This is a genomic window from Mitsuaria sp. 7 (genome assembly GCF_001653795.1).
Classification (GTDB): Bacteria; Pseudomonadota; Gammaproteobacteria; order Burkholderiales; family Burkholderiaceae_C; genus Roseateles.
Map to the genome: position 1 here is coordinate 2,924,860 of NZ_CP011514.1, position 24,435 is coordinate 2,949,294.

A 24,435-nucleotide genomic window follows, 5' to 3' on the forward strand; every position below is an offset into this window, starting at 1 on the left:
AGCAACTTCCAACCTGAAATCATTCCGATGCTCCGTCAGTTTCTAATCACATGAACGATCACGTTCCTGTTGCACTGATTTTTCAGTAGATCAAAGAGCTTCGCACAATAGTCTCCCTTGACAGTGATACACCCCTCAGAGCCGCGACTGGCAGCACTGGCATCGCTAGGGGTTTGCTGGAAATTCTGGCAATGGAGATGAATTGCCGTCGCGATGGGCAACCCCCCTTGATTGGGATTGGGGCCCAAGGTCGGAATTGCCGAATTTTGATTCAGGACAACACCCGGCCCGCGCTTACCCACACTATGAAATCCGTGTGCCGTATCTCCATAGACCCCTGCGTAGGTGCCATCGACGATTCCAGGACTCCCGTTATTCTTGTTTGGGAAGGAGTTCGCCGGAAAGGACATGAAAGCCGAGGATTCCGGAGACTCATTGGTTGCGGAGCCAGCGGCGCCAAAGTTTGGGCCACTTTTATCATTGCCGGTGCTTTGGACAATAAAGACATGCGTGGGTAGACACATCGAATCACCCCAACGATCAAGCCCGAACGGGTCGGAAAAATCGACAGGGTCGCCTTGAACGTATGTATAGCTGTTAATGCCCCCTTCAAGTCCAATTGGGTCACTCTGAACATAACGCCCTGTCGTCCCGTCATAGTCCCGGAAGTAGTTGTAGCTCAGCCCCGACTCCTTGTCGAAGTACTGGCCGGGGAAGCGCAGGTTGACGACGAGGTTCTCGAGCGAGTTCGGGATCGTCTCCGCCGGCGTGGTGCCGAACGGCTCGGCGATCCAGCGCCAGCGAACGTCGCCCGCCGAGTTCACGATCACGCGGGGCGTGTTGAGGTGATCCGAGTAGACGTAGTAGACCCGCGGCTCCGTCGTCGACGAGTTGGTCAGTACCGCGATCAGCGTGTTGCCCAGCCACACGAACTCCTGCAGTGCGCCGCCTGAGCTGTTGTACTCGCCGAGCAGTTGTCCGTCCTGGTCGTAAGCAAAGTGGGGTCGGGACGTGCCTGTCACCTTGCGCACGCGCTGGCCGCCAGCGTCGTAGTTGTAGGTCGTGGTGACGCCAGCGCTCGTGAGCGTGGCCAGACGGTTATCGAGCCCGTACGTGGTCGTGTAGCCGAGCCCGGTGTCTGTGAGCGTGTTGCCTGCGGCGTCGTGGGTGAAGCTGCGTGTCGGGTTGTCGATGCCGGTGAGCCGGTTGCTCGTCGTCGCCGTCGTGTAGTTGCGCGCCGCGCCATTGAGCGTCATCCCCGTCCGGTTGCCGTTGGCGTCGTAGCCGAAGGTCCAGGAATTGGCGGGCGTGACGATGCTGGTCAGGCGCCCCAACTCGTCGTACCCGAAGCTCTGGTTCATCGCCTGCGCTTCAGCCGTTACCGCGCCGGTGGTGGCGTCCAGATGCGTGTAGCTGACGATGCGGTCTGCCGCGTCGTAGGTGATGTCGCGCACCACACCGTTCAGCGGGTAGCGGACCAGGCGTCCGTAGGTGTCGAAGACTCGCTCGATCGTCTTCGGTCCTGCCGTCAGCTGGATCTGCCAGCTGCTCATCGGACCGAACGGATCCCACTGGACGTTGGTGATCAGCGGCTTGGCGGTGCTGACCGCATCCTTGGCCAGCGTCATGCCGGTCATGAAACCGTCTTCGTACTGGATCGTCAGCAGCCGACCCGACGGATATGTGATGGAGGTGACGTGGTCCGCGCGGTCGTAGCCGTAGCGCGTGGTGAGCACCACGCCGCCCACGCTTTGAACCACGGTGATGAGCCGACCCTTGATGTCGTAGCCGTATTTCGTCGTTGTCGAGGGGCTGACTGCCGTGGTCAGACGTTTGGTGCCTATGCCGAAGTCACCGCCCGTCTGGTCGTAGGTCCAGGAGTAGTTCTGCGCCGCCTGTCCGGTCTTCGTGTAGATCGCCGATGTCATTCGGTTGAGACCGTCATAGACGTAGGTCGCCTGGACGCCTCGGCTGTCGATGCGGGTGAGCAGATTCCCGTTCGGGTCGTAGGTGCTGTTGGCGGTGCCGGTGTCCGGGCTCACGAGCTGGTTCAGATCTCCCAGGCCGTTGCGCTGATAGGTCGTCACCAGACTGCGAGGATCAGTGACCTGCTTCAGCTGATCGATGCCGTCGTAGCCCAGCTGCGTCACGCCGTTGCGCGCGTCAGTGCTGGTCTTGACCCGGTCCAGTGGGTCGTAGGCATTGGTCGTCGCGAAGCCGAAGCCGCTCACACCCTTGGCCTTGATCACCTTGGTCGGATTGCCTTTGGCGTCGTACTCGTAGTCGGTCACCGGTGCCGGCGAGACCGGAGGGGGCGGCAGCGTCACGGCATGCGCGCCGGATCCGATCAGGCCGATGAACGCGGCCGCGATGGGCGCGACTGTGTTCCAGCACTTCTCGTGCTTCTTGATTCCGTTCATGTCTCATTCCCTCCCTGTCGTCTGTTGTGCGCGCCCCAGCGCATCGAACGCGCGGCTCATGGTCCGCTTGAGCGCTCCACTCGGGTCTTTGGCGACTTCACCGGTCTTGTTGCCGCTCGCGTCGAGCACGTACTCGATGCGGTTGCCTCGCGTGTCCGAGACGGCGACGAGTCGATGCGCGTCGTCGTACTCGTAGTTCACGGCGCTGCCGTCCGACTGTGATGACTTCTTGAGCAGACCCGTGGGCCAGTATTCGTAGCTCGTGACCGCACCGCCCGTCGTCACCGATGTGAGTCGCTGGCGCGCGTCGTACGCGTAGGTCGTTGCGGCGCCGTTGGGATCCAGCCTCTCCAGCGGATTGCCGTAGGCGTCGTATCGCGGGAAGCGGGTGACGTGCTGCACGGCGTTGGTCGACGACTTCAGGTCGCCCTGGGTGTGGTCGGGGGTGGTGTCGGCGTAGTACTCGTTCGTGAGGACGACCCGGCCGGCCGGGTCCTTCTCGGTCAACACCTGACCCGTGGCGTTGTAGGTCCAGCTCGTCGCCCGTGCCGCCACGCCCGACTGCGGTGTGGCATTGAAGCCCGACGCCCCGGTCTCATCGGTCGTCGCCTGCGTCACGCGCTTGCACAGCACGACGATGGGCTTGCCGTCGGGCAGCAGCGCATCGGCCGGCGCGCAGGCCGCCACCGCGTTGCCGTTGAACGGGTCGGGCTGGCCGTTGTAGACCAGCGTCGTGATGCGGCGCGGTTCCGCGGTCTTCACTGCCAGCGCCCAGTCCGGATGCCATTGCGTGCCGACCTTGCGCGCGCCAGCCGGCACCGAACCCTGTGCCGCCGCGCAATCGACCGACGTCGCCAGCCCCTCCACGCGCGAGGTCTCGAGGTTGCGCGCCGTGTCGTAGCTCATGCAGCTGCGATTGCCGTTGAAGTCGTCACTGCGCGTCACGTTCAGGTTGGCGTCGACCACCCGCTGCGCCGTGACGGCGGGGCTACCCGCACCAGCGGCCTGCGACTTGGTCGTCCACATCGATGCCCCGAAAGACGCCGTCGACGTCAGCCCCTGCTTCTGCCCGTTCGGCAGCGTCACCTCGACCTGATCCGGCGGCTGCAGCACGTGATCCCGCCAGACGATGCCCGTGGTCGGGTCGTACCACTCAAGCGACTTCAGCGAGGGTGCCTTGGTCCAGGTGATCGAGTACGCATCCAGGCCCATCGCGCGCTGCGTTGAATTCGCCCGTCCCTCGGCGTCGTAGCCGTAGGTCCCGGCACGCACGTTCTGCTCGTCCAGGTAGCCGGTCAGCGCCCACGGCAGGTCGGCGCGCTCGTACACCATCTGCTGCGAGGTCCCGTCCGGCCATGTCACGCCGCCGACCTGCTCATTGGCGCCGTACGCAATGGCCACACGCTGGAGCCCCGGATCCACGATCGCGGCAATGCGTGAGCGCGGCATCGCGCCCAGGACGACGTACTCGAAGCCCCAGCGCCGGCCCGCATGGTCGGTCAGCGACAGGGGCAGCCCCTCATCCAGGATGGTGTCCGACAGGGTCTCCAGGCCGCTGCGCGCCACCGTCAGGCTGCGGCCGTCGATCGCCGTGGTCTTGAGCAGCTGACCCCGCGCGGTGTACTCCTCCATCGTCGCGTGATCGACGTCGACATAGAGGAAGCCCTGCGCCGTGCGCACCAGTCGATCGTTGGTCTGGCCGCTGACCGCGGCGAGGCCTGCGGGTGAGGAGACGAAACTCGTCCAGTCACCGCCGCCCCGCGCCGCGTTGATCAGCGTCGCACCGCCCTGCGTGGCCACGTACAGGACCTTGTCGACACTCGCCGTCCACATCGGCCCGAGAGCCGGCGGATCCGAGCGCAGGAAAGGCGTCGCCTCCGCCGCATAGGGCAGCTTGCTGGTCGAGTTGTAGGTCAGGCGAAGTCCCGTCCAGGGCTGCCAGCCTGCATCGAAGGTCTGGACCTTGATGCCTTGTTCCGGATAGATCGGATTGCCGTAGCAGGTCTTGCAGGGCTTGAAAATGACGCGATCACGAACGGGTGAACAGATGCCCTGGGAGGGAACGTAGACGTCGCCGTTGGGGCAGACGCATTGACGGCTTTCCGTCTCGTACACACCGACGTTGCAGACCTTCGATATCTGCATGATTCCCTCTCCGTTGGACGTCACCGGCGAGTTCCAGGCGCAGTACTGCGTGAAGGTGCTCGCCAGCCGGCAACTCCCTATGCCCGCGCTTGAGCCCTGCGCCGTCACCTGGCACCCCTGCGTGACGGACCAGGAGACGGCGCTCGAGCATGGGCCCGCGGCCGAGCAGGCGTTGCCCTGGATCAGAGAGATGTATCGCGCGAAGTACTGTTCCGGTCGCGAGAACCCGCCATCCGACGTCGCGTGGTGGTTCACACCCCCCGTGTAGATCCAACCGCCAGACGATTCCGCACAGCCGAAACCATAGGCGCTGGCGTTGAACTGCCAAGGCGTCGGAACCACCCTGTCGAACGCCAGCGCAGGACCGCCGATCAGTCCACCTGCCAGCGCAAGCAGCCACGCTGCGAAGATTTTCGAAAGGAACTTCATGCCTCTCCCCGAGATTCAAACCAATGAATTCAGGCGGAGGCCGACGATCGTGGACAGATGTCCTGAACGCGATGCGATGCGCAACGACCGGCGAGCGTCTGACGCGCTCGGTGCCGGTTCCCTCCCCTGATGAACGGCGGCGATTCTGCCGCGATCACGAGTGCCGCGCCAGGACCTCCGAAGAGGGATGGCGGGCGTCAGCGCAGCTTCACGGGGTCAGGGCTTGCGCGCCGCCCGAAGTCGCCGCATCACCGGCTCGTTGAGCTGCTTCGTCAACGCATTCCACTTCGCGCTGACCTTGTCGATCTTCGCCAGCAGCGGCCCGGCGGTCGCCTCGTCGCCGCGGGACAGCGCCCAGATCGCGTATTCCGCCCAGGCCTCGACGCTGCCGAAGCGCTCCGACGCGGATTCGAATTCGGCCCGCGCCTCCACGGCACGATCCAGCGCCGCCAGCGCCCGGGCGGTCAGCAGCGACACCGCCTCGGCGCGGAAGTCGGCCTTCTCCGCACGCATCGAGGCGAGGTGTTCCAACGCCTGGGCGGCTTGGCCCGCAGCGAGGAAAGCACGCGCGGCGCCAAGCCGGATCTCCAGGTCCTTCGCGAAAGGGCCGCGCAGGCAGGCCTGGAACTGCTCGGCGGACTGCGCCGCCTCGCCGGCATCGAGCAGCGCGGTGGCCAGACGCATCTGGTTCTGCGCGGTCGGGGTGTCGTCGAAGGCGACACGCGCCTCCCGCAGTTCCCGGCCAGGATCCATCGCCCGGCCCGCCGCGCGCACGGCGCGCTTTGCGCTGCGCTCGACCCGCGAATGCGGCACCACGAACACCAGCAGGTAGACGAGGCTGCCCAGCAGCGGGAACGAGAACAGGATGATCAGCCAGTACAGCTGCCCCCCGTTGCGCACGACGTGAACGGCGCAGAACAGCGCCAGCAGAACGTGAACACCCAATCCGACGAATGGCATCGCCTTTCCCTCCCGAGTTCGATCGCCTTGTTGGCTTTTTTGCGATCGCGGATTCTGCACTCGGGAGATGAAGGCGCCAAGACGCCGGGAGGTAACGGTTCAGCGCCTGGGCGTTCGGGCGCGGTCGTCCCGACTGTCGCGGTCCTGCTGCTCGTGGTGCGCGCGATCGACGTCGCCATCACCTTCCGGGCCTTTCTGGCCCGTCTCGCCGACGCGGTGGTCCTCGTCGTCGTGCTCGAGCCCGCCGTACAGGCCGGGCGGGAAGTCCCGGGGAGCGCGTGGTGCGTTCATGCCGTCCTCCTGAAGTGGTCGGGCCATCTTAGACACACCGCCAATCCCACGATGCCGAAAACGACAAAGGCGCCTCGCGGGCGCCTTCGGTTCGGAACCGGGAGCGGATTCGAGGGACGGAACGTCGGCTCAGTGCACCAGGCCGATCCATTCGCCGCGACGCTGGTAGGCGTCGAACAGGTCCCGCGCCGCCGCCTGCAGCCGCGCGTCGCCTCGGGCATGCGCGGTGTTCAGGCGCTCCAGCGCGTAGAGGCGGTCGTACAGCATGCGGGTCGGTTGCAGGGTCAGGCCTTGTCCGGCCATCAGGTCCTGCAGCGCGAACAGCTCGTCCATGCCGTCCGTGCCGGCCACCGTCAGGCCGAGATCCGGCACCAGTCCCCAGGGAGCCTGGGCGGTTTCGGGCATCAGGTGCGGCGGGATGGCGGTGGTGTGCATGGCGGCCTCGGAACGATTCATGTCGGCGTGGGAGGGATCATGAATCGAGCCGAAAAAAACTTGAGCGGGAAAAGCGGGGCATTTCCCGGCCAGTTCGCCGGATCAGGTTCGAGGCTTGGCGATGAAGCCCGACAGGTCCGTGCACCAGACCGCCGCCGGCACGTCGAGCTCGTTGAGCGCCAGGACGTTGATCCGGGCGTCCGTCAGCATCTTGGCCGAGGCCGCGTTCAGGCCGATCTGGTGGTCCTTCTTCTCCAGATAGACCACACGCTGGATGCCGACCTGGATGATGGACTGCACGCAGCGCGGGCACGGGTACTGCGTCGTGTAGATGGTGCTGCCGGTGAGCGGCAGCACGACGCAGTTGAGGATCGCGTTGACCTCGGCGTGGACGATGTAGCTGTGGCGCGAGTTGGCCGGATCGGCGTCGTCGTCGGACCAGTAGGCGGGGTCGTTGTCGTCGCAGCCGCGCGGCAGGCCGTTGTAGCCCACGCCGACGATCTTGTAGTCGGAGCTCGCGATGCAGGCGCCGTTGCGCTTGCGGCTGTCCTTGGAACGGGCGCCGGCCAGCAGGGCCACGCCCATGAACATCGAATGCCAGTCGATCAGCGGTTGGTTGTCCATGACGAGGGGGAACGCGAGGGTCCAGGAAGGCGGAGAAGTGTAGTGGAGCGCCCGGGCCGTCGCAGCGTGCGGGCTGTCGACCCGCGAAGCGATGGCGGCGCCCGCGAACCGCCGCGTCGGTTTTCTACAAGACCCGGCGGCGCCCTTGTCCGACAGTGAGGCCATCCCCACCCCGCCAAGGAGCTGCCATGAACACCGCCATCCATCCGTTCCGGATCGAGATCCCCCAGTCGCAGATCGACGACCTGCGCGCCCGGCTCGCCACCACGCGCTGGCCGCAGCCGGTCGTGCGCGACTTCAGCCACGGTCAGGCCGTGTCGCTGGTGCAGGAACTGGCCGACTACTGGCGCGACGGCTTCGACTGGCGCGCCCAGGAAGCCTGCCTGAACGCGCTGCCGCAGTTCACGACCGAGATCGACGGCCAGACGATCCATTTCATCCACGTGAAGTCGCCGGAGGCGGACGCGTTTCCGCTGATCCTCACGCATGGCTGGCCGAGCTCGCCGGCGGAGTACCTGGGCCTCATCGGCCCGTTGACCGACCCGCGTCGCCACGGACGCGATGACGCGCCGGCTTTCCACCTGGTCATCCCGTCGGTGCCGGGCATGGGCCTGTCGTCGCCGCTGGCGTCGGCCGGCTGGGACGCGGCGCACACCGCAGCCGCCTGGGACACCTTGATGAAGCGCCTCGGCTACGAGCACTACGGCGCGCAAGGCGGCGACGTCGGCGCCCTGGTCGCCCGCGAGCTGGGCATCCTAGCGCCGGAAGGCCTGGCCGGGGTCCACGTCCAGCAGATCTTCGCGTTCCCCTCTGGCGCGCCCGACGAGATGCAAGGCCTGACCCCGTTCGAGATGGCGGGCTTCGAGCGCCTGGACTACTTCCGCAAGTACGCGGGTTATGTCGACATCCAGTCCAAGCGGCCCGGCACCCTCGCCTTCGGCCTGGTGGACTCGCCGGCCGCACTGCTGGCCTGGAACGCCGAGCTCTTCTTCGGCTTCGAAGGGGAGCGCGCCGCCGAGGTCGACCGCGACCGTTTCCTCACGCACCTGTCGCTCTACTGGTTCACCGGCACCGGCGGGCAGGCGGCGGAGATGTACTTCGCCAACGCCGCGAGCGGCGCGGGCTATCGCGAGCTGCCCAATCACACGCCGACGGCGGTGGCCGTCTTCCCCGACGATTTCCGCTCGGTCCGCGGCTTCGCGGCGCGCTCGCATACCCGGCTGCTACAGTGGACCGAGATGCCGCGCGGCGGCCACTTCGCCAACGAAACGGAGCCGCAGCTCGTCGTCGACGACCTGCGCCGGTTCTTCGGCGCGCTGCAGGCATCCGCGTCCCAATCACCCCGAGAGGGTCTGGATGGAAGGACCGATCGCTGAAGAGGAACGTCCGGCGGATTCGCCCCTGGTGGCGAAGATCCGCCGCGTCCGCCATCTCGCGGACAGCCGGGAGACGGCGCTTCCTGACGGCTCCTGGGACCTGCTGTTCGTGCGCCGCGGCGACGGTCCGGTGACCGTGGTCCAGACCGGCCAGATCACCGCGCCGCTCGCCATCGACAACCGCGCGGGCGACGAGATCCTGAGCATCGCCTTCAAGACCGACGTCTACATGCCGCGCCTGCCGGGTCGGCTGATGGTCGGCCAGGGCGTGGTCTGTCCGGTGGACCGGCAGGGTCGCTTCCACATCGGCGAAGCGCACTTCGAGATCCCCCGCTTCGACAACGCCGAGCAGCTGGTGGCGGCGCTGGCGCGCCAGGGCGTGCTGGAGCGGGATCCCGTTGTCCTGCGGGCGCTGCAGGGCGCGCGGCAGAGGCTCGATGAGCGCAGCATCCAGCGGCACTTCGCGGAGGTCGCGGGTCTCGGCCTCAAGACGCTGCAGCAGATCGCCCGGGCCCATCAGGCGGCCGCGCTGCTGCGCCAGGGAACCACCGCCTCCCAGGTCGCCGCCGAGCTCGGGTTCTCCGATCAGGCGCACATGAGCCACTCGCTGAAACGGCTCCTCGGGCGGACGCCGCGCGAGATCGCGCAGGGGCTGTTGCCAGCGGTGCGCTGAACGGCCGCGATTGTTCGGATTTGCGCATACGCAGTCGGCGATTCACTTGAATTGCTGGAAGGCGTCAGCGCATCCCCATGGAATGAGTCATAGGCGACGAACCGGTCGACAAGTACGGTCACGGGGTCCGCAACGTCCTCTTCGGCATGTTGCATTTCCTAGGTACTTGTAGACTTATGCATAGCTTTTCCAACACACTCACCGGGATGCCTCGCCGTCCACCGCGCCCTCCACCTTCTTACGAGCAGGCCGTTCTCGCCCTTGCGCAGCGACGGTCGCTGCTGCGTGCGCGGGATGTGGTCGAGGAAGGGATTCCGTCGATGGTGCTGAGCCGGATGGTTCGGGCTGACAAGCTCGAACGAGTCGGCCACGGCATCTACTCGCTCCCGGATCGCGACGTCACCGAGCATGTCTCGCTCGCCGAGGTGTGCATCAGGGTTCCCCAGGCGGTGGTCTGCCTGGTGTCCGCACTTCGGTTCCACGAAGTGGGTTCCCAACAGCCTTTCGAAGTCTGGATTGCCCTCCCGTCCAACGCGCCAGCGCCGCGCATCGCGTCACCGGCAGTGCGCGTGACGCGCATGTCCGCCGATGCGCTGTCCCAAGGGGTCATCGAATACGACGTCGACGGGGTGCGTGTTCCTGTCTTTTCGGTGGCGAAGACGATCGCCGACTGCTTCAAGTTCCGCAACAAGGTAGGGCTCGACGTCGGCATCGAAGCGCTGCGGGACGGATGGACGCAGAAAGCGTTTACCGCCGACGACCTGTGGAACTGCGCAGTTGTTGATCGGGTGAGCAATGTGATGCGCCCGTACATGGAGAGTCTGATCGTATGAGCCGCAACATCGCCGCTTCGGTGCGCGCGCGGCTCAAGAACATGATCAGCCCCGCCGCCGATTTCAACCTGCTCACCACCCGCTTCGGACTTGAGCGTCTGCTGTATCGCCTGTCAATCTCCAGGCACGGACAGTCCTTCCTTCTGAAAGGCGCACTGCTCTTCACGCTCTGGTACCAGGACCGCCAGCGCCCCACCCGCGACGTCGACTTGCTCGCCTGCAGTCCAACCGATGTCGATCATCTGGTGGCGCTATTCCGCGAGGTCTGCGAAATGGACGTCGATGACGGCGTGAGCTTCGATCCGGAGTCCGTTCGCGGCGTCGGACTCAACACGGCCAAAGCTGGCGTTGTCCGGATCACGTTGCTGGGCGATCTCGCGCGAGCGAGGCTGCCGATCCAGATCGATATCGGTCATGGAGACGCGGTGACGCCTGGCCCCATGTCGGTGACCTTCCCCTGCCTACTGGATGACCTGCCGCCGCCGAGGTTGATGGCCTACCCCAAACCGACGGTGATCGCAGAGAAGCTTCACGCCATCTGGTCCCACGGCATGACGAACACCCGGATGAAGGACTTCTACGACCTGGACATCCTGCTTCACGACGAGGAGATCGATGTGGCGGAGCTCCATCCGGCCATCGAAGCGACATTCGCCAATCGAGGAACATCTCCCCCGAGTGCGTTGGGCGGGGCGCTGCCCGTCGGACTCACGGAGGCCTTCGGGCAACACCCGATCAAGGCATCGATGTGGGCGGCCTTCCTGAAGAAGAACCACGTGCCGCCGACCCCGTTCGTCGAGGTCATCGAGCGCCTGGTTGTTTCGCTTCGGAGGCTGTCCGTCCTGTGAAGGCATCGCGCGCCGTCCCGGCGCGTGGCTCACTTCGCGACCGTCACACCCTTGTTCGCCAACGCATCCGCACGCTCGTTCCCCGGATCGCCGGCGTGGCCCTTGACCCAGCGCCAGTCCACCGTGTGCAGCTTGCGCAGCGCATCCAGGCGCTGCCACAGGTCGGCGTTCTTCACCGGCTTGCCGTCGGCCGTCTTCCAGCCGCGGCGTTGCCAGCCCGAGATCCACTCGGTCATGCCCTTGCGCACGTACTCGCTGTCCGTGTAGATCACGATGTTGCAGCTGCGCTTGAGCGAGGTCAGCGCCTCTATCACCGCCGTCAGCTCCATGCGGTTGTTCGTGGTGTTGCGCTCGCCGCCGAACAGCTCCTTCTCGTGGTCGCCGCTCTTGAGCCACGCGCCCCAGCCGCCCGGGCCCGGATTGCCCTTGCAGGCGCCGTCGGTGTAGATGACGACGGGCGGCTTGGCGATCTTCGGCGCGGCGGGAGCGGGGGAAGCAGAGGAGTCGGTATCGGTCATGAACAGGTCGCAGAGGAACGGGTCAGGGAAGAACGGGTCAGGGAAGAACGGGGCGGAGAAGAACGGTGCGGAGACGAACAGGGAACGTCGGGGTCAGGTCGACACCGTGTCGACGTCAATCGACCTCGGCATCGTCGCGATGATGATGGTGATGGTGGACCGCCGCGACCGCCGGCGCGGTCTTGGCGGCGCGCTTCTTGCCGCGCGCCATCCCGATCAGCCGCATGCCGTGCACGCGCTTGACCGCGATGACGCCGTACAGCGCGCCCAGCACCGTCCACCACTTGCCGCCGGGCTTCTCGATCCACTGCCAGCGCGCGAGCCACGCATCGCTCAGCAGCGGCGGCCGGTAGCAGCCGAACTGCGCGCGTTCGACATCGAACGACAGCAGCCGCAGCCAGTCCCGCAGGCGCCAGTAGCCGAGGTATTCGCGCTCCTCGGGCAGATAGAGCCGCGGCGGCCGGCCCAGCATGCGGCCGTTGACGCGGGCGAGATTCTGCCTCACCGCCCACAGGCTGGCCGGGTTCATGCCGAGGATCACGACGCGCCCCTCGGGACGCAGCACGCGCTCGACCTCGCGCAGGCAGCGGTGCGGATCGGCGGCCTGCTCCAGCGTGTGCGGGAGCAGCACCAGGTCCAGGCTGTTGGACTCGAACGGCAGCGCGTCGAACTCGCAGTAGACCGCCGCGCGGCCGGCGCCGTTCAGGCCCGGCGCGGACTCGGCCTGGGGCTCGGGCTGGTATTCCAGCGGATGCGCGCTCAGCGACTGCCGCGGCGGACCGGCGACGCCGTCCTCGAACGGTTGATGGTTCAGCGCCAGCCAGCGGTTGGTCATCCGGTTGGTTCGCAGGCCGTGCAATTGCGGGAAGCCGAGCTGCAGCGCGTGATATCCGAACCAGTCGATCACGGCCGCGTCGATGAAGCGCTGTTCCCATGCGAGCAGGTAGCGCCCGGCGGGCGTGCGCAACCAATGCGCGAACTCCGCCGCGGCGGTGTCCGGCCGGAAGTGCGCCTCTACAATCGGCGGCTTCTCGTCGCTGTCGTCGTCCTGGCCCGGAGTCTTCATCGCTGGGACCTGATCCCCTTGCCTGCATGAACCTGGTCGCCGTTCCCGCCTTCACAGACAACTATCTCTGGCTGCTGCATGACGGCCGGTCGGCGCTCGTGGTCGACCCGGGCGACGCCGCACCGGTGAAGGAGGCGCTGCGCTCGCTGGGACTGGACCTGCAAGGCATTCTAGTGACCCATCACCATGCCGATCACGTCGGCGGCGTGCGTGAGTTGATGCCCTTGCTGGCCGAGGGCGCAAAGATCTGGGGGCCCGCTGGTGAATCCATGCCGGTGCCCGTCGAACCCCTGCGCGAAGGCGACCGGTTCGAGGTCCTCGGCCAGGTCGTCGACGTGCTCGACGTCCCCGGCCACACCGCCGGTCACATCGCTTTCGTGCTGAAGCAACCGACCGACGGCGGCACGCCCCTCCTGTTCTGCGGCGACACGCTCTTCTCCGCCGGCTGCGGCCGCCTCTTCGAAGGCACGCCCGCGCAGATGCACGCGTCGCTGTCCAAACTCGCCGCACTCCCCGGGGAAACCCGTGTCTGCTGTGCGCACGAGTACACCTTGTCGAATCTGCGTTTTGCTCGCACAGTCGAGCCCCAGAACGAGGCGGTCGCGCGTCACGAGGCCTGGTGTCTGGCCCGGCGCGAGCAGTTGCTGCCTACCCTGCCCTCCACCATCGACGTGGAGCTCCAGATCAACCCCTTCCTGCGCTGCGACGTCGCCGCCGTCCGCGAAGCCGCCCAGCGCCGCGACCCGGGCGTCACGTCGCAGCCGGTCTCGGTCCTGGCCGGGCTGCGTCAATGGAAGAACGAATTTCGCTGAGCCTCCGATGCAACGACACCTGACCCCGCCCCGCACGATCTCCCGTTCCCACCGCGCCACCACCGGCGCGGATGCCACCTCCCCCACCACTCCAGCCGCGTCGACGACGAGGCGCCCCGCGCTGACCTTGATCGCCGCGCTGCTGCCGCTGGTGCTGGCCGCGTGCGCGACGAACCGTCCGCAAGCCGACAACCAGGAGGCCCAGGCCGTCGCGCAGCAGACGGTGGCCGCGGTCGAGGCCGCGGCCTCCGCCGTGCCCTCGCCGGCCACGCCGGTGGCGCGCGTCGCGACGGCCCCGGAAGAGAAGCTGGACGTCCTGCTCGAGGACAACCTGAACCCCGGCGAGAAGGTCGACCTCGACGCCCCGAAGACGCACGTCGACCTGTGGGCGCGGATGCGCGCCGGCATGGCGATGCCCGAGCTCGACAACGACCTGGTCCGCAAGGCCGAGGACTGGTACAGCAGCCGGCCGGACTACGTCGGCCGCATGACCGGCCGGGGCAGCCTCTACCTCTATCACGTGGTCGAGGAAGTGCAGAAGCGCGGCATGCCGATGGAGCTGGCGCTGCTGCCCTTCGTCGAGAGCGCGTTCCGCAACGACGCGCAGTCCAGTGCGAAGGCCGTGGGCATGTGGCAGTTCATGCCCGCCACGGGCCGCGATTTCGACCTGAAGCAGAACATCTTCCGCGACGACCGCCGCGACGTGCTGGCCTCGACCAAGGCGGCGCTGGACTACCTGCAGCGCCTGAACAAGATGTTCGACGGCGACTGGCAGCTCGCGCTGGCCGCGTACAACTGGGGCCAGGGCAACGTCAGCAAGGCGGTCGCGCGCAACCAGAAGGCCGGCCTGCCGATCGACTACGACAGCCTGCGCATGCCCGACGAGACGCGCTACTACCTGCCCAAGCTGCAGGCGGTGAAGAACATCCTGATGCGCCCGGAGGCCTTCGGCATCCAGCTGCCGGCGGTGGCGAACCACCCGTACTTCCTGTCGGTCAACATCGACCGCGACATGGACGTCACGCGCGCGGCGCAACTGGCCGAGCTGGACGAGGAGACCTTCCGCCAGTTCAACCCGTCGATGAACAAGCCGGTGATCCTGGCGGCCAGCAGCGGGCAACTGCTGCTGCCCTACGACAACGCCAGCACCTTCGTCGCCAACCTCGAGAAGCATCGCGGCCCGCTGGCCTCGTGGACGGCGTGGGTCGTGCCCAGGACGATGAAGCCGGCCGACGCCGCCCAGCAGGTCGGCATGAGCGAGACCGGCCTGCGCGAGATCAACCGCATCCCGGCGCGCATGCTGGTGACCAAGGGCTCGACGCTGCTGGTGCCGCGCACGGCGTCGCGCGACCAGGACGTGTCCGAGCATCTGGCCGACAACGCCCGCATCGGCTTCGCGCCCGACGTGCCGCCGATGCGCCGCGTCACGCTGAAGGCCAACAAGGGCGACACGGTGGCGAGCCTGGCGCGCCGCTATCGCCTGGGCACGACGCAGCTGGCGCAGTGGAACCGGGTGAGCACGAAGGCGACGTTCAAGCCGGGGCAGCAGGTCGTCGCGTATGTGCGTGAAGGCCAGCAGCTCGCGGAGGCGGGACCGTCGGCGGCGTCGTCGAAGTCCTCGACCCCGGCGAGCAAGGCCTCGAAGTCGGGCAAGGTCACCAAGGTCGCGTCGAGCGCGGCGAACAAGCCCGCCAAGGGCGGCGCGAAGACGCGCAGCGCCAAGGTCGCCGCCAGCGAGGGCAAGGGCGCTCGTACCGTCGCGACGAAGACGGCGCTGCGCTGATCGCTCGCGCTCCTTCAGCCCGGAATGACAACGGCCGCTCGATGAGCGGCCGTTGTCGTCTGGAGCGGCGAAGTCAACCGAAGAAGAGCGCCACGGAGAGCGCCGTACCGACACCCCACGCCAAGCTGCGCAGACTCGGCTGATCCGCGATGTAGAGCGCGACGTAGACCACCCGCGTCACGATGAACGCGATCGCCAGCAGATCGATGCGCGACTGCGCATGCTGCATCTGCTGCGCCGCCAGCACGCCGGCGATGAACAGCGGCAGCGATTCGAAGCTGTTGGCCTGCGCCGCATTGGCGCGGGCCTGCCAGCCGCTCTGCCGCGTCAGCCAGCCGCGCGGGTCGTGGTTGTCGAAGCCGCCGTCGCGGCGGCGTTTGCCGAAGCCTCGGGACTTCGCCAGCGCGGCGCACAGCACCGGCATCAGGCAGGCGACGATCAGGCAGTAGTTAGCGATGGTCATGGCGGACTCCCGCTTCTCGTCGAATCGCGATCGGAGGCCGACGGCAGCCGGCGGATCAGGTCGACCGCCTATCCACCAGCGCATGCGCGATGGTGCCGAGGTCGACGTATTCCAGCTCGCTGCCCACCGGCACGCCCCGCGCCAGCCGCGTGCTGCGCAGGCCACGCGCGCGCAGTGCCTCGGCCAGCACGTGCGCGGTCGCCTCGCCTTCGGCGGTGAAGCTGGTGGCGAGGATCACCTCCTCCACCTGCCCGTCGGTCGCCCGCGCCAGCAGCTGATCGACGCCGATCTCGCGCGTCGACACACCGTCCAGCGGACTGATACGCCCCTGCAGCACGAAGTAGTAGCCGAAGTAGGAGGCCGTGCGCTCCATCGCGGCCTGATCGGCCGGCGACTCCACCACGCACAGCAGCCGCGCGTCGCGATGCCGGTCCGAGCAGATCGAGCACAGCGGCGCCTCGCTGAAGGTATGGCAACGCTCGCAATGGCGCACGTTGCTCGCCGCGCCCTGCAGCGCACGGGCCAGCGCGTCGATGCCGGCGCGGTCGTGCTGCAGCAGGTGGTAGGCCATGCGCTGGGCCGACTTCTGGCCCACGCCGGGCAGGCGCCGCAGGGCCTCGATCAGTTGGTCGAGCGCGGTCACCGCAGTCCGATCCGATCGATGATCAGAACGGCGATCAGAACGGGAACTTCATGCCCGGGGGCATGGGCATGCCGGCGCTCAGCTTGGCCATCTTCTCGGAGCTGACCTGTTCGGCGCGGCGCACGGCGTCGTTGAACGCGGCGGCCACGAGGTCCTCCAGCATGTCCTTGTCATCGGCCAGCAGGCTGGGGTCGATGGCGACACGCTTGACGTCGTGCTTGCAGGTCATCGTGACCTTCACCAGGCCGGCGCCGGACTGGCCTTCGACCTCGATGTTGCCGAGCTCGTCCTGCGCCTTCTTCAGGTTGTCCTGCATCGCCTGCGCCTGCTTCATCAGGCCTGCGAGTTGACCCTTCATCATGATCGTGATTCCTTGTTCAGAGATTCAATGGGCCGGTGGAGGGCCGACCCGGTGATGACCCGGAGGTCGATGCGATGGACAGATTGTCGCCCACGGCGCGCCCCTGCGCTGACGACGCCGTCCTGTCAGCCCGCCAGACGTTCGGGCGGCCGGACGAGCGGACGTCCAGGCGGTCGGACGGTCGGACGGTCGGGCGGTCAGACGGGCTTGATCGAGCCGGGCAGGATCCGCGCCGTCTTGAACTGCGCGAGCAGCTGCTGGACTTCCGGATCTTCCAGGATGATGGATTCGGCCAGGCGTTGACGGGCGCGCGTCGACTGCGTGTCGCGCAGCGCGGGCGAATCGGAGGCGCGACCCGCCTCGATGTCGACCCGCACCGACTTGCCGGCGAAGGTGGCCAGCACCGACTGGAGCTTCTCCAGCAGACCGGGCTGGCGCAGCGATTCACGCTCGACGCGGAAGCGCCAGCGTTGCGGCTCGGCGCTCTCGTCGATCTCCAGGCATTCGGCCTGCAGCGCCAGCTCGCGCGCCAGCGCGTTCAGACCCAGTTGAGGGACGATCGCGTACCAGCGCTCGCCCAGCGGCGTCGGCACGAGATCGACTTCTTCAATCGCGGTCGAGACATAGATGCCGCCGCCACCGCCGCTGCCGGACTCGGCGGACGCCGGGCTCGGATCGTCCATGTCGGGCATCGACAGGCCGACCGAGGCTTCCTCGTCGGTCGGCGGCGGCACGTCCATCCAGGGCGGCGGGCCGTTGTCGTCGTGCGGCGGGGACAGGTCCTCGGGCTCCTCGGCGTCGGACTCGACCTTCACCGCAGGCGGCGGTCCCGCACGCGGGCGCAGACGTTCGCTGAAGCGGGTCGCGGGCGCACCCGCCTGCGCGGCGCGCAGCGGGCCGGACGGGGCACGCGGCGCTGGCGCCTCCACCGGCGCAGGCGCGGCGCGGGGCGGCTCAGCAGCCACGACGGGCGCAGGTGCTGGCGCAAGAGCCGGCGCTGATGCCCGTATCGGCACTGGCTCAGGCTCAGGTTCCGCTTCAACAGCGGCTTCGACGATCGCCGGCGGCACCTTGGCCGGCGCCACTTCGGGCGCTGCGACTACCGGCGCCGCTACAGGCGCTTGCGCAGGCTCTGGTTCGGGTTCAGGCGCGGCCGCCTCGGCGACACGCGGCACGGCGGGCGCCGGAGCGGGCGCGGCCGGCATCGGCACAGGCGCTTGTGCCGCAGACGCGGGCTGCGGACGAGTCACCGGCGCGGCACTCACCGCAGGCGCCGGGGCCGGGCGCGCGGCGCCTTCCGGCACCGACGGCTGACGTGCGCCCGGCCCGTTCGGCCGGAACGCCATCATGCGCAGCAGGACCATCGTCAGGCCGGCGTATTCATCCGGCGCCAGCGGCAGTTCCTGCCGTCCGTGCAGCGCCATGCTGTACATCAGCTGGACCTCGTCCGCCGGCAACTGGCTCGCCAGCGGCAGCAGTTCGGCCAGATCGGGATCGCCCGCGTCGAGCGCGCCCGGCGCCGCCTGCGCGACCGCCAGATGCTGCAGCGACACCGCCAGGTCTTCCAGCGTGCCGCCCGCCGACAGGCCCATGTCGCGCAGCCGGTCCGAGGCACCGACCAGCGAGGCGCCGTCGCCCGCGATCAGCGCGTTCAGGATGCCCAGCACATGGCCGCGATCGACGCTGCCCAGCATCTGGCGCACGCCGGCTTCCTTCAGCTCGCCCGAGCCGAAGGCGATCGCCTGGTCGGTCAGCGACAGCGCGTCGCGCATGGAGCCCCGCGCCGCGCGCGCCAGCAGACGCAGCGCGCCGGGCTCGTTCGGGACGCTCTCGTTGGAGAGCACGCGCGTCAGGTGTTCCAGCACCGTCTGCGGCGCCATCGGCCGCAGGTTGAACTGCAGGCAGCGCGACAGCACCGTCACCGGCACCTTCTGCGGATCGGTGGTGGCCAGCACGAACTTCAGGTACTCGGGCGGCTCCTCCAGCGTCTTCAGCATCGCGTTGAAGGCGGTGTTCGAGAGCATGTGCACTTCGTCGATCATGTAGACCTTGAAGCGCCCGATGACCGGCTTGTAGACGGCCTGGTCCAGCAGCTGGGAGATCTCCTCCACGCCGCGGTTGGAGGCGGCGTCCAGCTCGACGTAGTCGACGAAGCGGCCGGCGTCGATGTCGCGGCAGGCGTCGCAGACGTTGCACGGCTGGGCGGTGATGCCGCCGGTGCCGTCCGGGCCGACGCAGTTCAGCGACTTGGCCAGGATGCGCGACACCGAGGTCTTGCCGACACCGCGGGTGCCGGTGAACAGGTAGGCGTGGTGCAGGCGCTGCTGCGTCAGCGCGTTGGCCAGGGCCTGGACGACGTGTTCCTGACCCATCAGCTCCTCGAACGTGCGGGAGCGGTACTTGCGTGCGAGGACCTGGTAGCTCATGGCGAGGCATTCTACGGGGGCGGTCTCCTCCGACCGGACGGCCCGAGGGCGAGGCACGTCCGGGTTTGTCAGGAGAGTCCTTCCGGGAGTCAGTCAGCGCTGACGGATAATCCGCGCCCATGAGCACCCCGCACGACCCCTCCTCCGGCACGCTGAGCTACGAACAGGCCGGCGTCAACTACGACCTGATCGACCCGCTGAAGATCAGCGCCCAGCGCGCCGCGGCCGCGACCGCCGGCCACCTGAGCGCCCATGGCTTCACCGAAGTGAAGGCCTCGCGCGGCGAGTCGGCGTACGTCGTCGACGTGGGTCCGTTCTACATCGCGTCCATCGTCGAGTGCCTGGGCACGAAGACGCTGGTGGCCGACGAGATGGCCACGCTGACCGGCAAGAGCTACTACGACGGCATCGCGCAGGACACGATCGCGATGGCGGTGAACGACCTGATCACCGTCGGCGCGACGCCGCTGGTGGTGCAGGCCTACTGGGCCGCGGGCGGCTCGGACTGGTTCGGCGACGCGCAGCGCGCGCAGTCGCTGGTGGCGGGCTGGAAGAAGGCCTGCGACGTCTGCCAGGTCGCCTGGGGCGGCGGCGAGACGCCGGCGCTGGCGGGCATCGTCGAGGGCGGCCGCATCGACCTGGCGGCGTCCTGCACCGGCCTGATCAATCCGAAGGAACGTCTGTCGGTCGGCGACAAGCTGGGCGCGGGCGACGCGATCGTGCTGCTGGCCTCGTCCGGCATCCACGCCAACGGCCTGAGCCTGGCGCGCAAGCTGACGGAGCGTCTGCCTCAGGGCTACCTGACCGAAGTGCAACCGGGCCTGACCTACGGCGACGCGCTGCTGGCGCCGACGGCGCTGTACTCGCCGGTGACCGAGGCGCTGTACAAGGCCGGCATCACGCCGCACTACTGCGCCAACATCACGGGCCACGGCTGGCGCAAGCTGCTGCGGCACCCGGGCAAGTTCACGTACCGCATCCACACGGTGCCGCCGGTGACGCCGGTGCTGAAGTTCATCCAGGACCACGCGCAGCAGGACGACCGCGAGGCCTATTCGACGCTGAACATGGGCGCGGGTTTCGCGATCTTCGTGAAGGCGGACCAGGCGGCCAAGGTGGTGGAGATCGCCAAGGCCTGCGGCATCGATGCGTGGGACGCGGGCCGCGTCGAGGACGGCGAGAAGCAGCTGCTGATCGAGCCGTTGGACATCCGTTTCGGGGATGACGATCTGCAGCTGCGCTGAGCGGGGTCAGGTCTGAAGGAATGAAGGGCGCTGCGGCGCCCTTCGTTGTTTCCGAGGCTTCAACTCGTCACGACATCTGTGGAAACCAGTGCCCGATAGTTGGCGCGTCCCTCAATCACCTTCAACGCCATACGAAGGCGGCGGGAGATCGCCATGGCCTGCAGACACCTTGCCGGGGTCACGCGGATGCGCGTCTCGTAATCCGCCCGATTCCTTTCGTCTCGCAGCGTCCAAAGATCATCGGCGATGTCTTTCTCGCCGAGTGCATCACTCCTTATCCGATACGTGCCGGTCCTCGAATGCACACCATTCCATCGACACGCCGACGCGGCAGAACAGATGATCAAGCGCGGGAACCGCATTGCGCGCTCGCTTGAAGCCCAACATCCGGCCGTCGTCCTCGTCCGCATCGTTCCGATCAAACCCCCAGGCGGTAAACCATGGATAACGGTCTTGCGTATCGATGTCGTGATGGATCTGGACACTGATCTGGCGATCTCCGACGTACTGGAGCAACAGCTCCAGATACAGATTCAGATCCTCGCGAGTCACGTCGGGATACTTCCCGCAGTGCCATGCAAGGATGTCCTCAAAGTCCTCCGTGCCGCGCAGGGCCTCGAGGTTGTACGGCCACTCGTTCGGCGAACACGGACTTACCCAGGGCAAGAACTGGTACGGCGCCTGACCCTTGCTGTAGACCCAAACCCCTTTTTGCTCCGGCCACGAAGTACCCACCTCGGTCGCCACAGTCGCCCTGGGTGGCTTCACTTCTTCAAACTCGACTCGATTCAACATCGTCACTGCCTTTCGACCACCGACCCACGTCGATGCAATGCGCTCATTTTCGAAATCGGAACGCGTTCTGCCATGACTCAAACTTGTGGGCGGCGGGGGATGTGAAGGGGGCCCTCTTCCGAGGGGAATCGAGGGGAATCGGGGTGATCGCCCGGAGCCCTGCCCCGCCTCGCGTTCCCCAGGTTGACATCCCTCCGCCGGGTGACGAAGCTCCCCGGTCATGGACTGGTTCTACGGCCCGATGGTCAAGATGCATGCGCTGCTGGCGTGGTGCAGCATCGGGCTGTTCCTGGTCCGCGGGCTTGCGCATCAGTTCGGCGCCGCGTGGGTGACGGACGAGCGGCTGCGCACGCTGGTGTTCAGCAGCCACGTGCTGATCGTCGTGTCCGGCCTCAGCCTGTGGGGAGCGTTGCACCTCGACCCGCGCTACGAGACCTGGATGACGGCGAAATTCATCGCGCTGGGAATCTACTTCGCGACCGGACACTGGGCCTTCGGACGCGGGGAGTTCCGACTCCTCGGCTACGTGCTCGCGCTCTTGGCGCTGGCGTATGTGATGGCGGTGTCGATGACGCGTCAGGTCTTGCTCGGACTCTGATGAACGGACGCCGACGCGCGATCGAGCCGATGACGCGGGCTTGACGCCTCCTCGGCCGGCCCGGCGTAGGATCGTCCGATGCCTGCGAACACCCCCATCCACGACGCCGCCCAGCGCGGCTACACGAGCGCCTCCGACAACTACCAGCGCGGCCGCCCCGAGTACCCCGACGCCCTCACCGGCTGGCTGGGCGAGGCGCTCGGCGTCCGGGCGGGTGCGCGGGTCGTCGATCTCGGCGCGGGCACCGGCAAGTTCACGAAACTGCTGGCGCGTACCGGCGCGACGGTGACGGCGGTGGAGCCGGTCGATGCGATGCGCGCGCGACTGTCGGAAAGCCTGCCGGACGTGCGCGCGCTCGCGGGCACCGCGGAGGCGATCCCGCTGGCCGACGGCGACGCCGACGTGCTCGTCTGCGCGCAGGCCTTCCACTGGTTCGCGAACGCGCAGGCGCTGCGCGAGATGCACCGCGTGCTGCGCGCGGGCGGGCGGCTGGGTCTGATCTGGAACGTCCGCGACGAATCGCGCGACTGGGTCGCCGAGATCACCGACATCGTCACCCCCTACGAGGGCGATGCGCCGCGCTTCTACAAAGGCACGTGGAAGCAGCCTTTCGAGGGACAGACGCTCTTCGGTCCGCTGCAGCGGACGGTGTTCCCGCACAGCCACGTGGGATCGTTCGAGCAGGTGGTGCTCGACCGCATCCTGTCGGTGAGCTTCATCGCGTCGCTGCCGGAGTCGGAACAAGCCGTCGTCGCGGATCGGCTGCGCGCCTTGAAGGACCGCTACGCGGAGCTGCGCGAGCCGACGATCGCCTTCCCCTACGCCACCGAGGCGTGGCTCGCGGAGCGGCTCGTCACGGCGTGAACGCGGCCGCGAGGTCGGGGACGCACGTCGGCCTGTCCAGGCGACTCGCGAAGAAGGCGGAGACCCGCCTCGCGTAGTCCTCCGGCGCGAAGTCGAACAGGTCCACATGGGCGGCGCCCGGGACCATCCACAGCGACTTGGGTTCGGCCGCGGCGGCGAAGAGCCGCTGCGTTTCCGCGGCGCTGGTATGGCGGTCGCTGCTGCCCGAGATCACCAGCAGCGGCGCATGCAGTTCGGCCATGTGATCGATGGGGCGCAACTGCTGCGCGGTGATGTCGAGCTGGAGCGGCAACTGCGACAGCAGCAGCGGCGACAGGCCGCCGGCCCACTCGCCGAGATGCAGCTTGAGGCGGTCGGAGACGGCGTCCTCGATCGTCGGGTACATCGACTCCAGCACCACGGCGTCGATCCGGGGCAGGCCGCGTGCGAGCACGGTCGACGCGGCGCCCAGCGAGACGCCGATGACGGCGCGCCGCTCGCAGGGCGCCTCCTTGGCGAGGAACTCGAGCGCGGCGACGACGGCCTCGGACTCACGCCATCCGAAGGTGATGGCGGTGCCGCCGCTCTCCCCGTGGCCGGGCAGATCGATCAGCAGCGCGCCGCGTCCCTGACGATGCAGCAGTTGCGCGCGATGCAGCATCTGGCGGCGGTCGCCGCGCACGCCATGCAGCAGCAGGACGGTGCCGAGGCCGGGACGGCCGGGGCTCCACCAGCCCGACACGAGCACGTCGGAGGAAGTGACCAGCTGGATCTGTCGCGCCTGCAACGCAGGCGGCGGCGCGCCGATCGCGCGGAAGGCCGGCGCCGCGAGTTCGCGGCCCGCGGACCAGAGCGCCCCGGCACCGAGGACGGCGAGCGCAGCGATCACCAGGAGGATCCGCGCCAACCGCCTCATCGTGATCCGATCAGGCCAGCTTCCAGCCGGCCAGCCAGAGCTGTTGGACAGCCGCGGCGTGCAACTCGCGGCGCAGGGCGGCGGGCCTTTCGCCGGGGCGGGCGACGCGCGGCGAGCTGAGCCACTGCGGGCCGACATCACGCGAATAGCGGGCGCGTCCATGGCGATCGGCACGCAGCAGCGCGAGGCGCCAGGCGGCGTTCAGTCGATGGGACTGGCCATCGTCGGCGAGCGGGCCGATCCAGTCGTCCGCCTGGAGGCGGAACGCGGCCTTGAGCAGCGCAAGGTCGGACGGGAAGCGGGAGAACTCGGCGACCGGTTCGCCCCAGGGGTCGCGCAGGGTGCGCGGGGGCTGGACGGGCGAAGTGTTGGTCGTGGTGGTGGTGCGAGCGGCGCGGCGGCGCGACAGCAGCGAGTCGAACTGGGCCAGACGAGCGGACATGAAAAAACTCCGAGCCCACAGAGATCACCGGCGTTTGCCGGCCCGGGGGCAGTCGGAGCCGCAACGCTTTAGCCGCATTTGTTGATCGCCCGCAAGTAGTTGGTAAATCGGCGATGGCACTGGAGGGCTGGCGCCCACGAGATCCGGAACGGATTTAACCACAGGCGCCGGGCTTGAGTCGACGGCGGGCCGGCGTTGTTCGCACGCGGGTCGCACGGCCAAGCGCACGAGGAGGCGCGGTCGAAGGCGGCTCGGTCGGAGCCCCTCGAAAGCTCGGATAGAATGCGAAGTGACGGGCCTCCTCGCATGGAAGCGCGGCCAACCGGGTCAGATGGGGAACCAAGCAGCCCTAACCGTTGTGACCAGTGCCGAGGGTAAGGCTCGTCAACCTCATCTAACAAAAGGCTTAAGAATCAAGCATTTAGCGTCGCGATGACGTCGGATGCGGGCCTTTTGTATCACTTGCTGTGTCACTTCTGGGTCTCAGGTCT

25 protein-coding genes and 1 other RNA gene are annotated in these 24,435 nt (G+C 67.6%); 11 read left to right on the forward strand and 15 right to left on the reverse strand.

Going from position 1 to position 24,435, the window contains the following annotated elements:
• Positions 1–35 precede the first annotated feature (35 nt).
• Both ABE85_RS12840 and ABE85_RS12845 read right to left on the reverse strand, forming a co-directional pair.
• On the reverse strand, positions 36–2,420 hold the full coding sequence (locus ABE85_RS12840; protein WP_067274905.1) for an RHS repeat domain-containing protein: 2,385 nt from the start codon (positions 2,418–2,420) through the stop codon (positions 36–38).
• 3 nt (positions 2,421–2,423) lie between these two features.
• Positions 2,424–4,565: an RHS repeat domain-containing protein gene (locus tag ABE85_RS12845; RefSeq protein ID WP_067274909.1), complete on the reverse strand. Its 2,142-nt coding sequence runs from the start codon at positions 4,563–4,565 to the stop codon at positions 2,424–2,426.
• On the opposite strand from ABE85_RS12845, the gene ABE85_RS27560 reads away from it, so the two are divergent.
• Positions 4,564–4,833 (forward strand): hypothetical protein, encoded by a 270-nt coding sequence (locus ABE85_RS27560; protein ID WP_067274912.1) that lies wholly within the window; start codon positions 4,564–4,566, stop codon positions 4,831–4,833. The two genes, ABE85_RS12845 and ABE85_RS27560, sit on opposite strands and share 2 nt — an antisense overlap.
• A 377-nt stretch (positions 4,834–5,210) precedes the next feature.
• Here the strand turns inward: ABE85_RS27560 and ABE85_RS12855 are convergent, their stop codons facing one another.
• From ABE85_RS12855 to ABE85_RS12870, 4 genes are all read right to left on the reverse strand, one after another.
• On the reverse strand, positions 5,211–5,954 hold the full coding sequence (locus ABE85_RS12855) for a hypothetical protein (protein ID WP_067274916.1): 744 nt from the start codon (positions 5,952–5,954) through the stop codon (positions 5,211–5,213).
• Positions 5,955–6,053: 99 nt separating this feature from the next.
• Positions 6,054–6,245, reverse strand: coding sequence for a hypothetical protein (locus ABE85_RS12860; protein WP_067274919.1), 192 nt, complete (start codon positions 6,243–6,245; stop codon positions 6,054–6,056).
• Between the two features lie 129 nt (positions 6,246–6,374).
• The gene (locus ABE85_RS12865; protein ID WP_067274923.1) at positions 6,375–6,701 is read right to left on the reverse strand and encodes a hypothetical protein; all 327 of its coding nucleotides are present in this window, start codon (positions 6,699–6,701) and stop codon (positions 6,375–6,377) included.
• A gap of 81 nt (positions 6,702–6,782) precedes the next feature.
• Positions 6,783–7,304 carry a deaminase gene (locus tag ABE85_RS12870; RefSeq protein WP_067274926.1) on the reverse strand — a complete coding sequence of 174 codons (522 nt, stop codon included), beginning with the start codon at positions 7,302–7,304 and terminating at the stop codon, positions 6,783–6,785.
• 188 nt (positions 7,305–7,492) lie between these two features.
• Between ABE85_RS12870 and ABE85_RS12875 the strand changes: the two genes are divergently transcribed.
• From ABE85_RS12875 to ABE85_RS12890, 4 genes are all read left to right on the forward strand, one after another.
• On the forward strand, positions 7,493–8,680 hold the full coding sequence (locus tag ABE85_RS12875) for an epoxide hydrolase family protein (protein ID WP_082938578.1): 1,188 nt from the start codon (positions 7,493–7,495) through the stop codon (positions 8,678–8,680).
• On the forward strand, positions 8,661–9,353 hold the full coding sequence (locus tag ABE85_RS12880) for a helix-turn-helix domain-containing protein (RefSeq protein WP_067274929.1): 693 nt from the start codon (positions 8,661–8,663) through the stop codon (positions 9,351–9,353). The genes ABE85_RS12875 and ABE85_RS12880 overlap by 20 nt, the downstream gene beginning before the upstream one ends.
• Before the next feature lie 176 nt (positions 9,354–9,529).
• Positions 9,530–10,186 carry a type IV toxin-antitoxin system AbiEi family antitoxin domain-containing protein gene (locus tag ABE85_RS12885; RefSeq protein WP_231993085.1) on the forward strand — a complete coding sequence of 219 codons (657 nt, stop codon included), beginning with the start codon at positions 9,530–9,532 and terminating at the stop codon, positions 10,184–10,186.
• Positions 10,183–11,034, forward strand: a complete 852-nt coding sequence (locus tag ABE85_RS12890) for a nucleotidyl transferase AbiEii/AbiGii toxin family protein (protein WP_067274935.1) — start codon at positions 10,183–10,185, stop codon at positions 11,032–11,034. Before ABE85_RS12885 ends, ABE85_RS12890 begins: the two co-directional genes overlap by 4 nt.
• Before the next feature lie 29 nt (positions 11,035–11,063).
• Here ABE85_RS12890 and rnhA read toward each other — a convergent pair whose 3' ends face one another.
• Complete coding sequence (rnhA, locus tag ABE85_RS12895; RefSeq protein ID WP_067274938.1) at positions 11,064–11,552, reverse strand: ribonuclease HI; 489 nt, start codon at positions 11,550–11,552, stop codon at positions 11,064–11,066.
• A 115-nt stretch (positions 11,553–11,667) separates the two neighbouring features.
• Positions 11,668–12,618, reverse strand: coding sequence for a class I SAM-dependent methyltransferase (locus ABE85_RS12900; RefSeq protein ID WP_082938579.1), 951 nt, complete (start codon positions 12,616–12,618; stop codon positions 11,668–11,670).
• Positions 12,619–12,644: 26 nt separating this feature from the next.
• Between ABE85_RS12900 and gloB the strand changes: the two genes are divergently transcribed.
• Together gloB and ABE85_RS12910 are read left to right on the forward strand one after the other, a co-directional pair.
• Complete coding sequence (gene gloB, locus ABE85_RS12905) at positions 12,645–13,430, forward strand: hydroxyacylglutathione hydrolase (RefSeq protein ID WP_067274941.1); 786 nt, start codon at positions 12,645–12,647, stop codon at positions 13,428–13,430.
• Between the two features lie 7 nt (positions 13,431–13,437).
• Positions 13,438–15,213: a transglycosylase SLT domain-containing protein gene (locus ABE85_RS12910; protein WP_082938580.1), complete on the forward strand. Its 1,776-nt coding sequence runs from the start codon at positions 13,438–13,440 to the stop codon at positions 15,211–15,213.
• A 73-nt stretch (positions 15,214–15,286) separates the two neighbouring features.
• Here ABE85_RS12910 and ABE85_RS12915 read toward each other — a convergent pair whose 3' ends face one another.
• The 4 genes from ABE85_RS12915 to dnaX form a co-directional block, all read right to left on the reverse strand.
• On the reverse strand, positions 15,287–15,676 hold the full coding sequence (locus ABE85_RS12915) for an MAPEG family protein (RefSeq protein ID WP_067274944.1): 390 nt from the start codon (positions 15,674–15,676) through the stop codon (positions 15,287–15,289).
• 55 nt (positions 15,677–15,731) lie between these two features.
• Positions 15,732–16,319, reverse strand: coding sequence for a recombination mediator RecR (recR, locus tag ABE85_RS12920; protein ID WP_067274947.1), 588 nt, complete (start codon positions 16,317–16,319; stop codon positions 15,732–15,734).
• Positions 16,320–16,353: 34 nt separating this feature from the next.
• Positions 16,354–16,680, reverse strand: coding sequence for a YbaB/EbfC family nucleoid-associated protein (locus ABE85_RS12925; RefSeq protein ID WP_067274950.1), 327 nt, complete (start codon positions 16,678–16,680; stop codon positions 16,354–16,356).
• Between the two features lie 197 nt (positions 16,681–16,877).
• A complete protein-coding gene (gene dnaX, locus ABE85_RS12930) occupies positions 16,878–19,106 on the reverse strand; it encodes a DNA polymerase III subunit gamma/tau (RefSeq protein WP_067274954.1) in 2,229 nt (742 codons plus the stop codon).
• A gap of 119 nt (positions 19,107–19,225) precedes the next feature.
• On the opposite strand from dnaX, the gene ABE85_RS12935 reads away from it, so the two are divergent.
• Positions 19,226–20,350, forward strand: a complete 1,125-nt coding sequence (locus tag ABE85_RS12935; protein ID WP_067274957.1) for an AIR synthase-related protein — start codon at positions 19,226–19,228, stop codon at positions 20,348–20,350.
• Between the two features lie 267 nt (positions 20,351–20,617).
• On the opposite strand, the gene ABE85_RS12940 is transcribed toward ABE85_RS12935, so the two are convergent.
• Entirely contained in the window at positions 20,618–21,145 is a 528-nt protein-coding gene (locus tag ABE85_RS12940; RefSeq protein WP_067274960.1) for a hypothetical protein, read from the reverse strand.
• 220 nt (positions 21,146–21,365) lie between these two features.
• Here ABE85_RS12940 and ABE85_RS12945 point away from each other — a divergent pair, with 220 nt between their 5' ends.
• A complete protein-coding gene (locus ABE85_RS12945; RefSeq protein ID WP_067274963.1) occupies positions 21,366–21,743 on the forward strand; it encodes a SirB2 family protein in 378 nt (125 codons plus the stop codon).
• A 78-nt stretch (positions 21,744–21,821) separates the two neighbouring features.
• Positions 21,822–22,607 carry a class I SAM-dependent methyltransferase gene (locus ABE85_RS12950; RefSeq protein WP_067274970.1) on the forward strand — a complete coding sequence of 262 codons (786 nt, stop codon included), beginning with the start codon at positions 21,822–21,824 and terminating at the stop codon, positions 22,605–22,607.
• On the opposite strand, the gene ABE85_RS12955 is transcribed toward ABE85_RS12950, so the two are convergent.
• Entirely contained in the window at positions 22,597–23,475 is an 879-nt protein-coding gene (locus tag ABE85_RS12955; protein ID WP_231993086.1) for an alpha/beta hydrolase, read from the reverse strand. The genes ABE85_RS12950 and ABE85_RS12955 overlap by 11 nt on opposite strands.
• A gap of 37 nt (positions 23,476–23,512) precedes the next feature.
• Entirely contained in the window at positions 23,513–23,944 is a 432-nt protein-coding gene (locus ABE85_RS12960) for a hypothetical protein (protein WP_067274976.1), read from the reverse strand.
• Between the two features lie 291 nt (positions 23,945–24,235).
• Here ABE85_RS12960 and ffs point away from each other — a divergent pair.
• Positions 24,236–24,333, forward strand: an RNA gene (gene ffs / locus ABE85_RS12965) — signal recognition particle sRNA small type.
• Positions 24,334–24,435 lie beyond the last annotated feature (102 nt).

Excerpts from the sequence above, each read along its gene's own strand:
- ABE85_RS12840 (WP_067274905.1), bottom strand. The coding sequence starts at position 2,420 with ATGAACGGAATCAAGAAGCACGAGAAGTGCTGGAACACAGTCGCGCCC.
- ABE85_RS27560 (WP_067274912.1), top strand. The coding sequence starts at position 4,564 with ATGATTCCCTCTCCGTTGGACGTCACCGGCGAGTTCCAGGCGCAGTAC.
- ABE85_RS12845 (WP_067274909.1), bottom strand. The coding sequence starts at position 4,565 with ATGCAGATATCGAAGGTCTGCAACGTCGGTGTGTACGAGACGGAAAGC.
- ABE85_RS12855 (WP_067274916.1), bottom strand. The coding sequence starts at position 5,954 with ATGCCATTCGTCGGATTGGGTGTTCACGTTCTGCTGGCGCTGTTCTGC.
- ABE85_RS12860 (WP_067274919.1), bottom strand. The coding sequence starts at position 6,245 with ATGAACGCACCACGCGCTCCCCGGGACTTCCCGCCCGGCCTGTACGGC.
- ABE85_RS12865 (WP_067274923.1), bottom strand. The coding sequence starts at position 6,701 with ATGAATCGTTCCGAGGCCGCCATGCACACCACCGCCATCCCGCCGCAC.
- ABE85_RS12870 (WP_067274926.1), bottom strand. The coding sequence starts at position 7,304 with ATGGACAACCAACCGCTGATCGACTGGCATTCGATGTTCATGGGCGTG.
- ABE85_RS12875 (WP_082938578.1), top strand. The coding sequence starts at position 7,493 with ATGAACACCGCCATCCATCCGTTCCGGATCGAGATCCCCCAGTCGCAG.
- ABE85_RS12880 (WP_067274929.1), top strand. The coding sequence starts at position 8,661 with ATGGAAGGACCGATCGCTGAAGAGGAACGTCCGGCGGATTCGCCCCTG.
- ABE85_RS12885 (WP_231993085.1), top strand. The coding sequence starts at position 9,530 with ATGCATAGCTTTTCCAACACACTCACCGGGATGCCTCGCCGTCCACCG.
- ABE85_RS12890 (WP_067274935.1), top strand. The coding sequence starts at position 10,183 with ATGAGCCGCAACATCGCCGCTTCGGTGCGCGCGCGGCTCAAGAACATG.
- rnhA (WP_067274938.1), bottom strand. The coding sequence starts at position 11,552 with ATGACCGATACCGACTCCTCTGCTTCCCCCGCTCCCGCCGCGCCGAAG.
- ABE85_RS12900 (WP_082938579.1), bottom strand. The coding sequence starts at position 12,618 with ATGAAGACTCCGGGCCAGGACGACGACAGCGACGAGAAGCCGCCGATT.
- gloB (WP_067274941.1), top strand. The coding sequence starts at position 12,645 with ATGAACCTGGTCGCCGTTCCCGCCTTCACAGACAACTATCTCTGGCTG.
- ABE85_RS12910 (WP_082938580.1), top strand. The coding sequence starts at position 13,438 with ATGCAACGACACCTGACCCCGCCCCGCACGATCTCCCGTTCCCACCGC.
- ABE85_RS12915 (WP_067274944.1), bottom strand. The coding sequence starts at position 15,676 with ATGACCATCGCTAACTACTGCCTGATCGTCGCCTGCCTGATGCCGGTG.
- ABE85_RS12925 (WP_067274950.1), bottom strand. The coding sequence starts at position 16,680 with ATGATGAAGGGTCAACTCGCAGGCCTGATGAAGCAGGCGCAGGCGATG.
- dnaX (WP_067274954.1), bottom strand. The coding sequence starts at position 19,106 with ATGAGCTACCAGGTCCTCGCACGCAAGTACCGCTCCCGCACGTTCGAG.
- ABE85_RS12935 (WP_067274957.1), top strand. The coding sequence starts at position 19,226 with ATGAGCACCCCGCACGACCCCTCCTCCGGCACGCTGAGCTACGAACAG.
- ABE85_RS12940 (WP_067274960.1), bottom strand. The coding sequence starts at position 21,145 with ATGTTGAATCGAGTCGAGTTTGAAGAAGTGAAGCCACCCAGGGCGACT.
- ABE85_RS12945 (WP_067274963.1), top strand. The coding sequence starts at position 21,366 with ATGGACTGGTTCTACGGCCCGATGGTCAAGATGCATGCGCTGCTGGCG.
- ABE85_RS12950 (WP_067274970.1), top strand. The coding sequence starts at position 21,822 with ATGCCTGCGAACACCCCCATCCACGACGCCGCCCAGCGCGGCTACACG.
- ABE85_RS12960 (WP_067274976.1), bottom strand. The coding sequence starts at position 23,944 with ATGTCCGCTCGTCTGGCCCAGTTCGACTCGCTGCTGTCGCGCCGCCGC.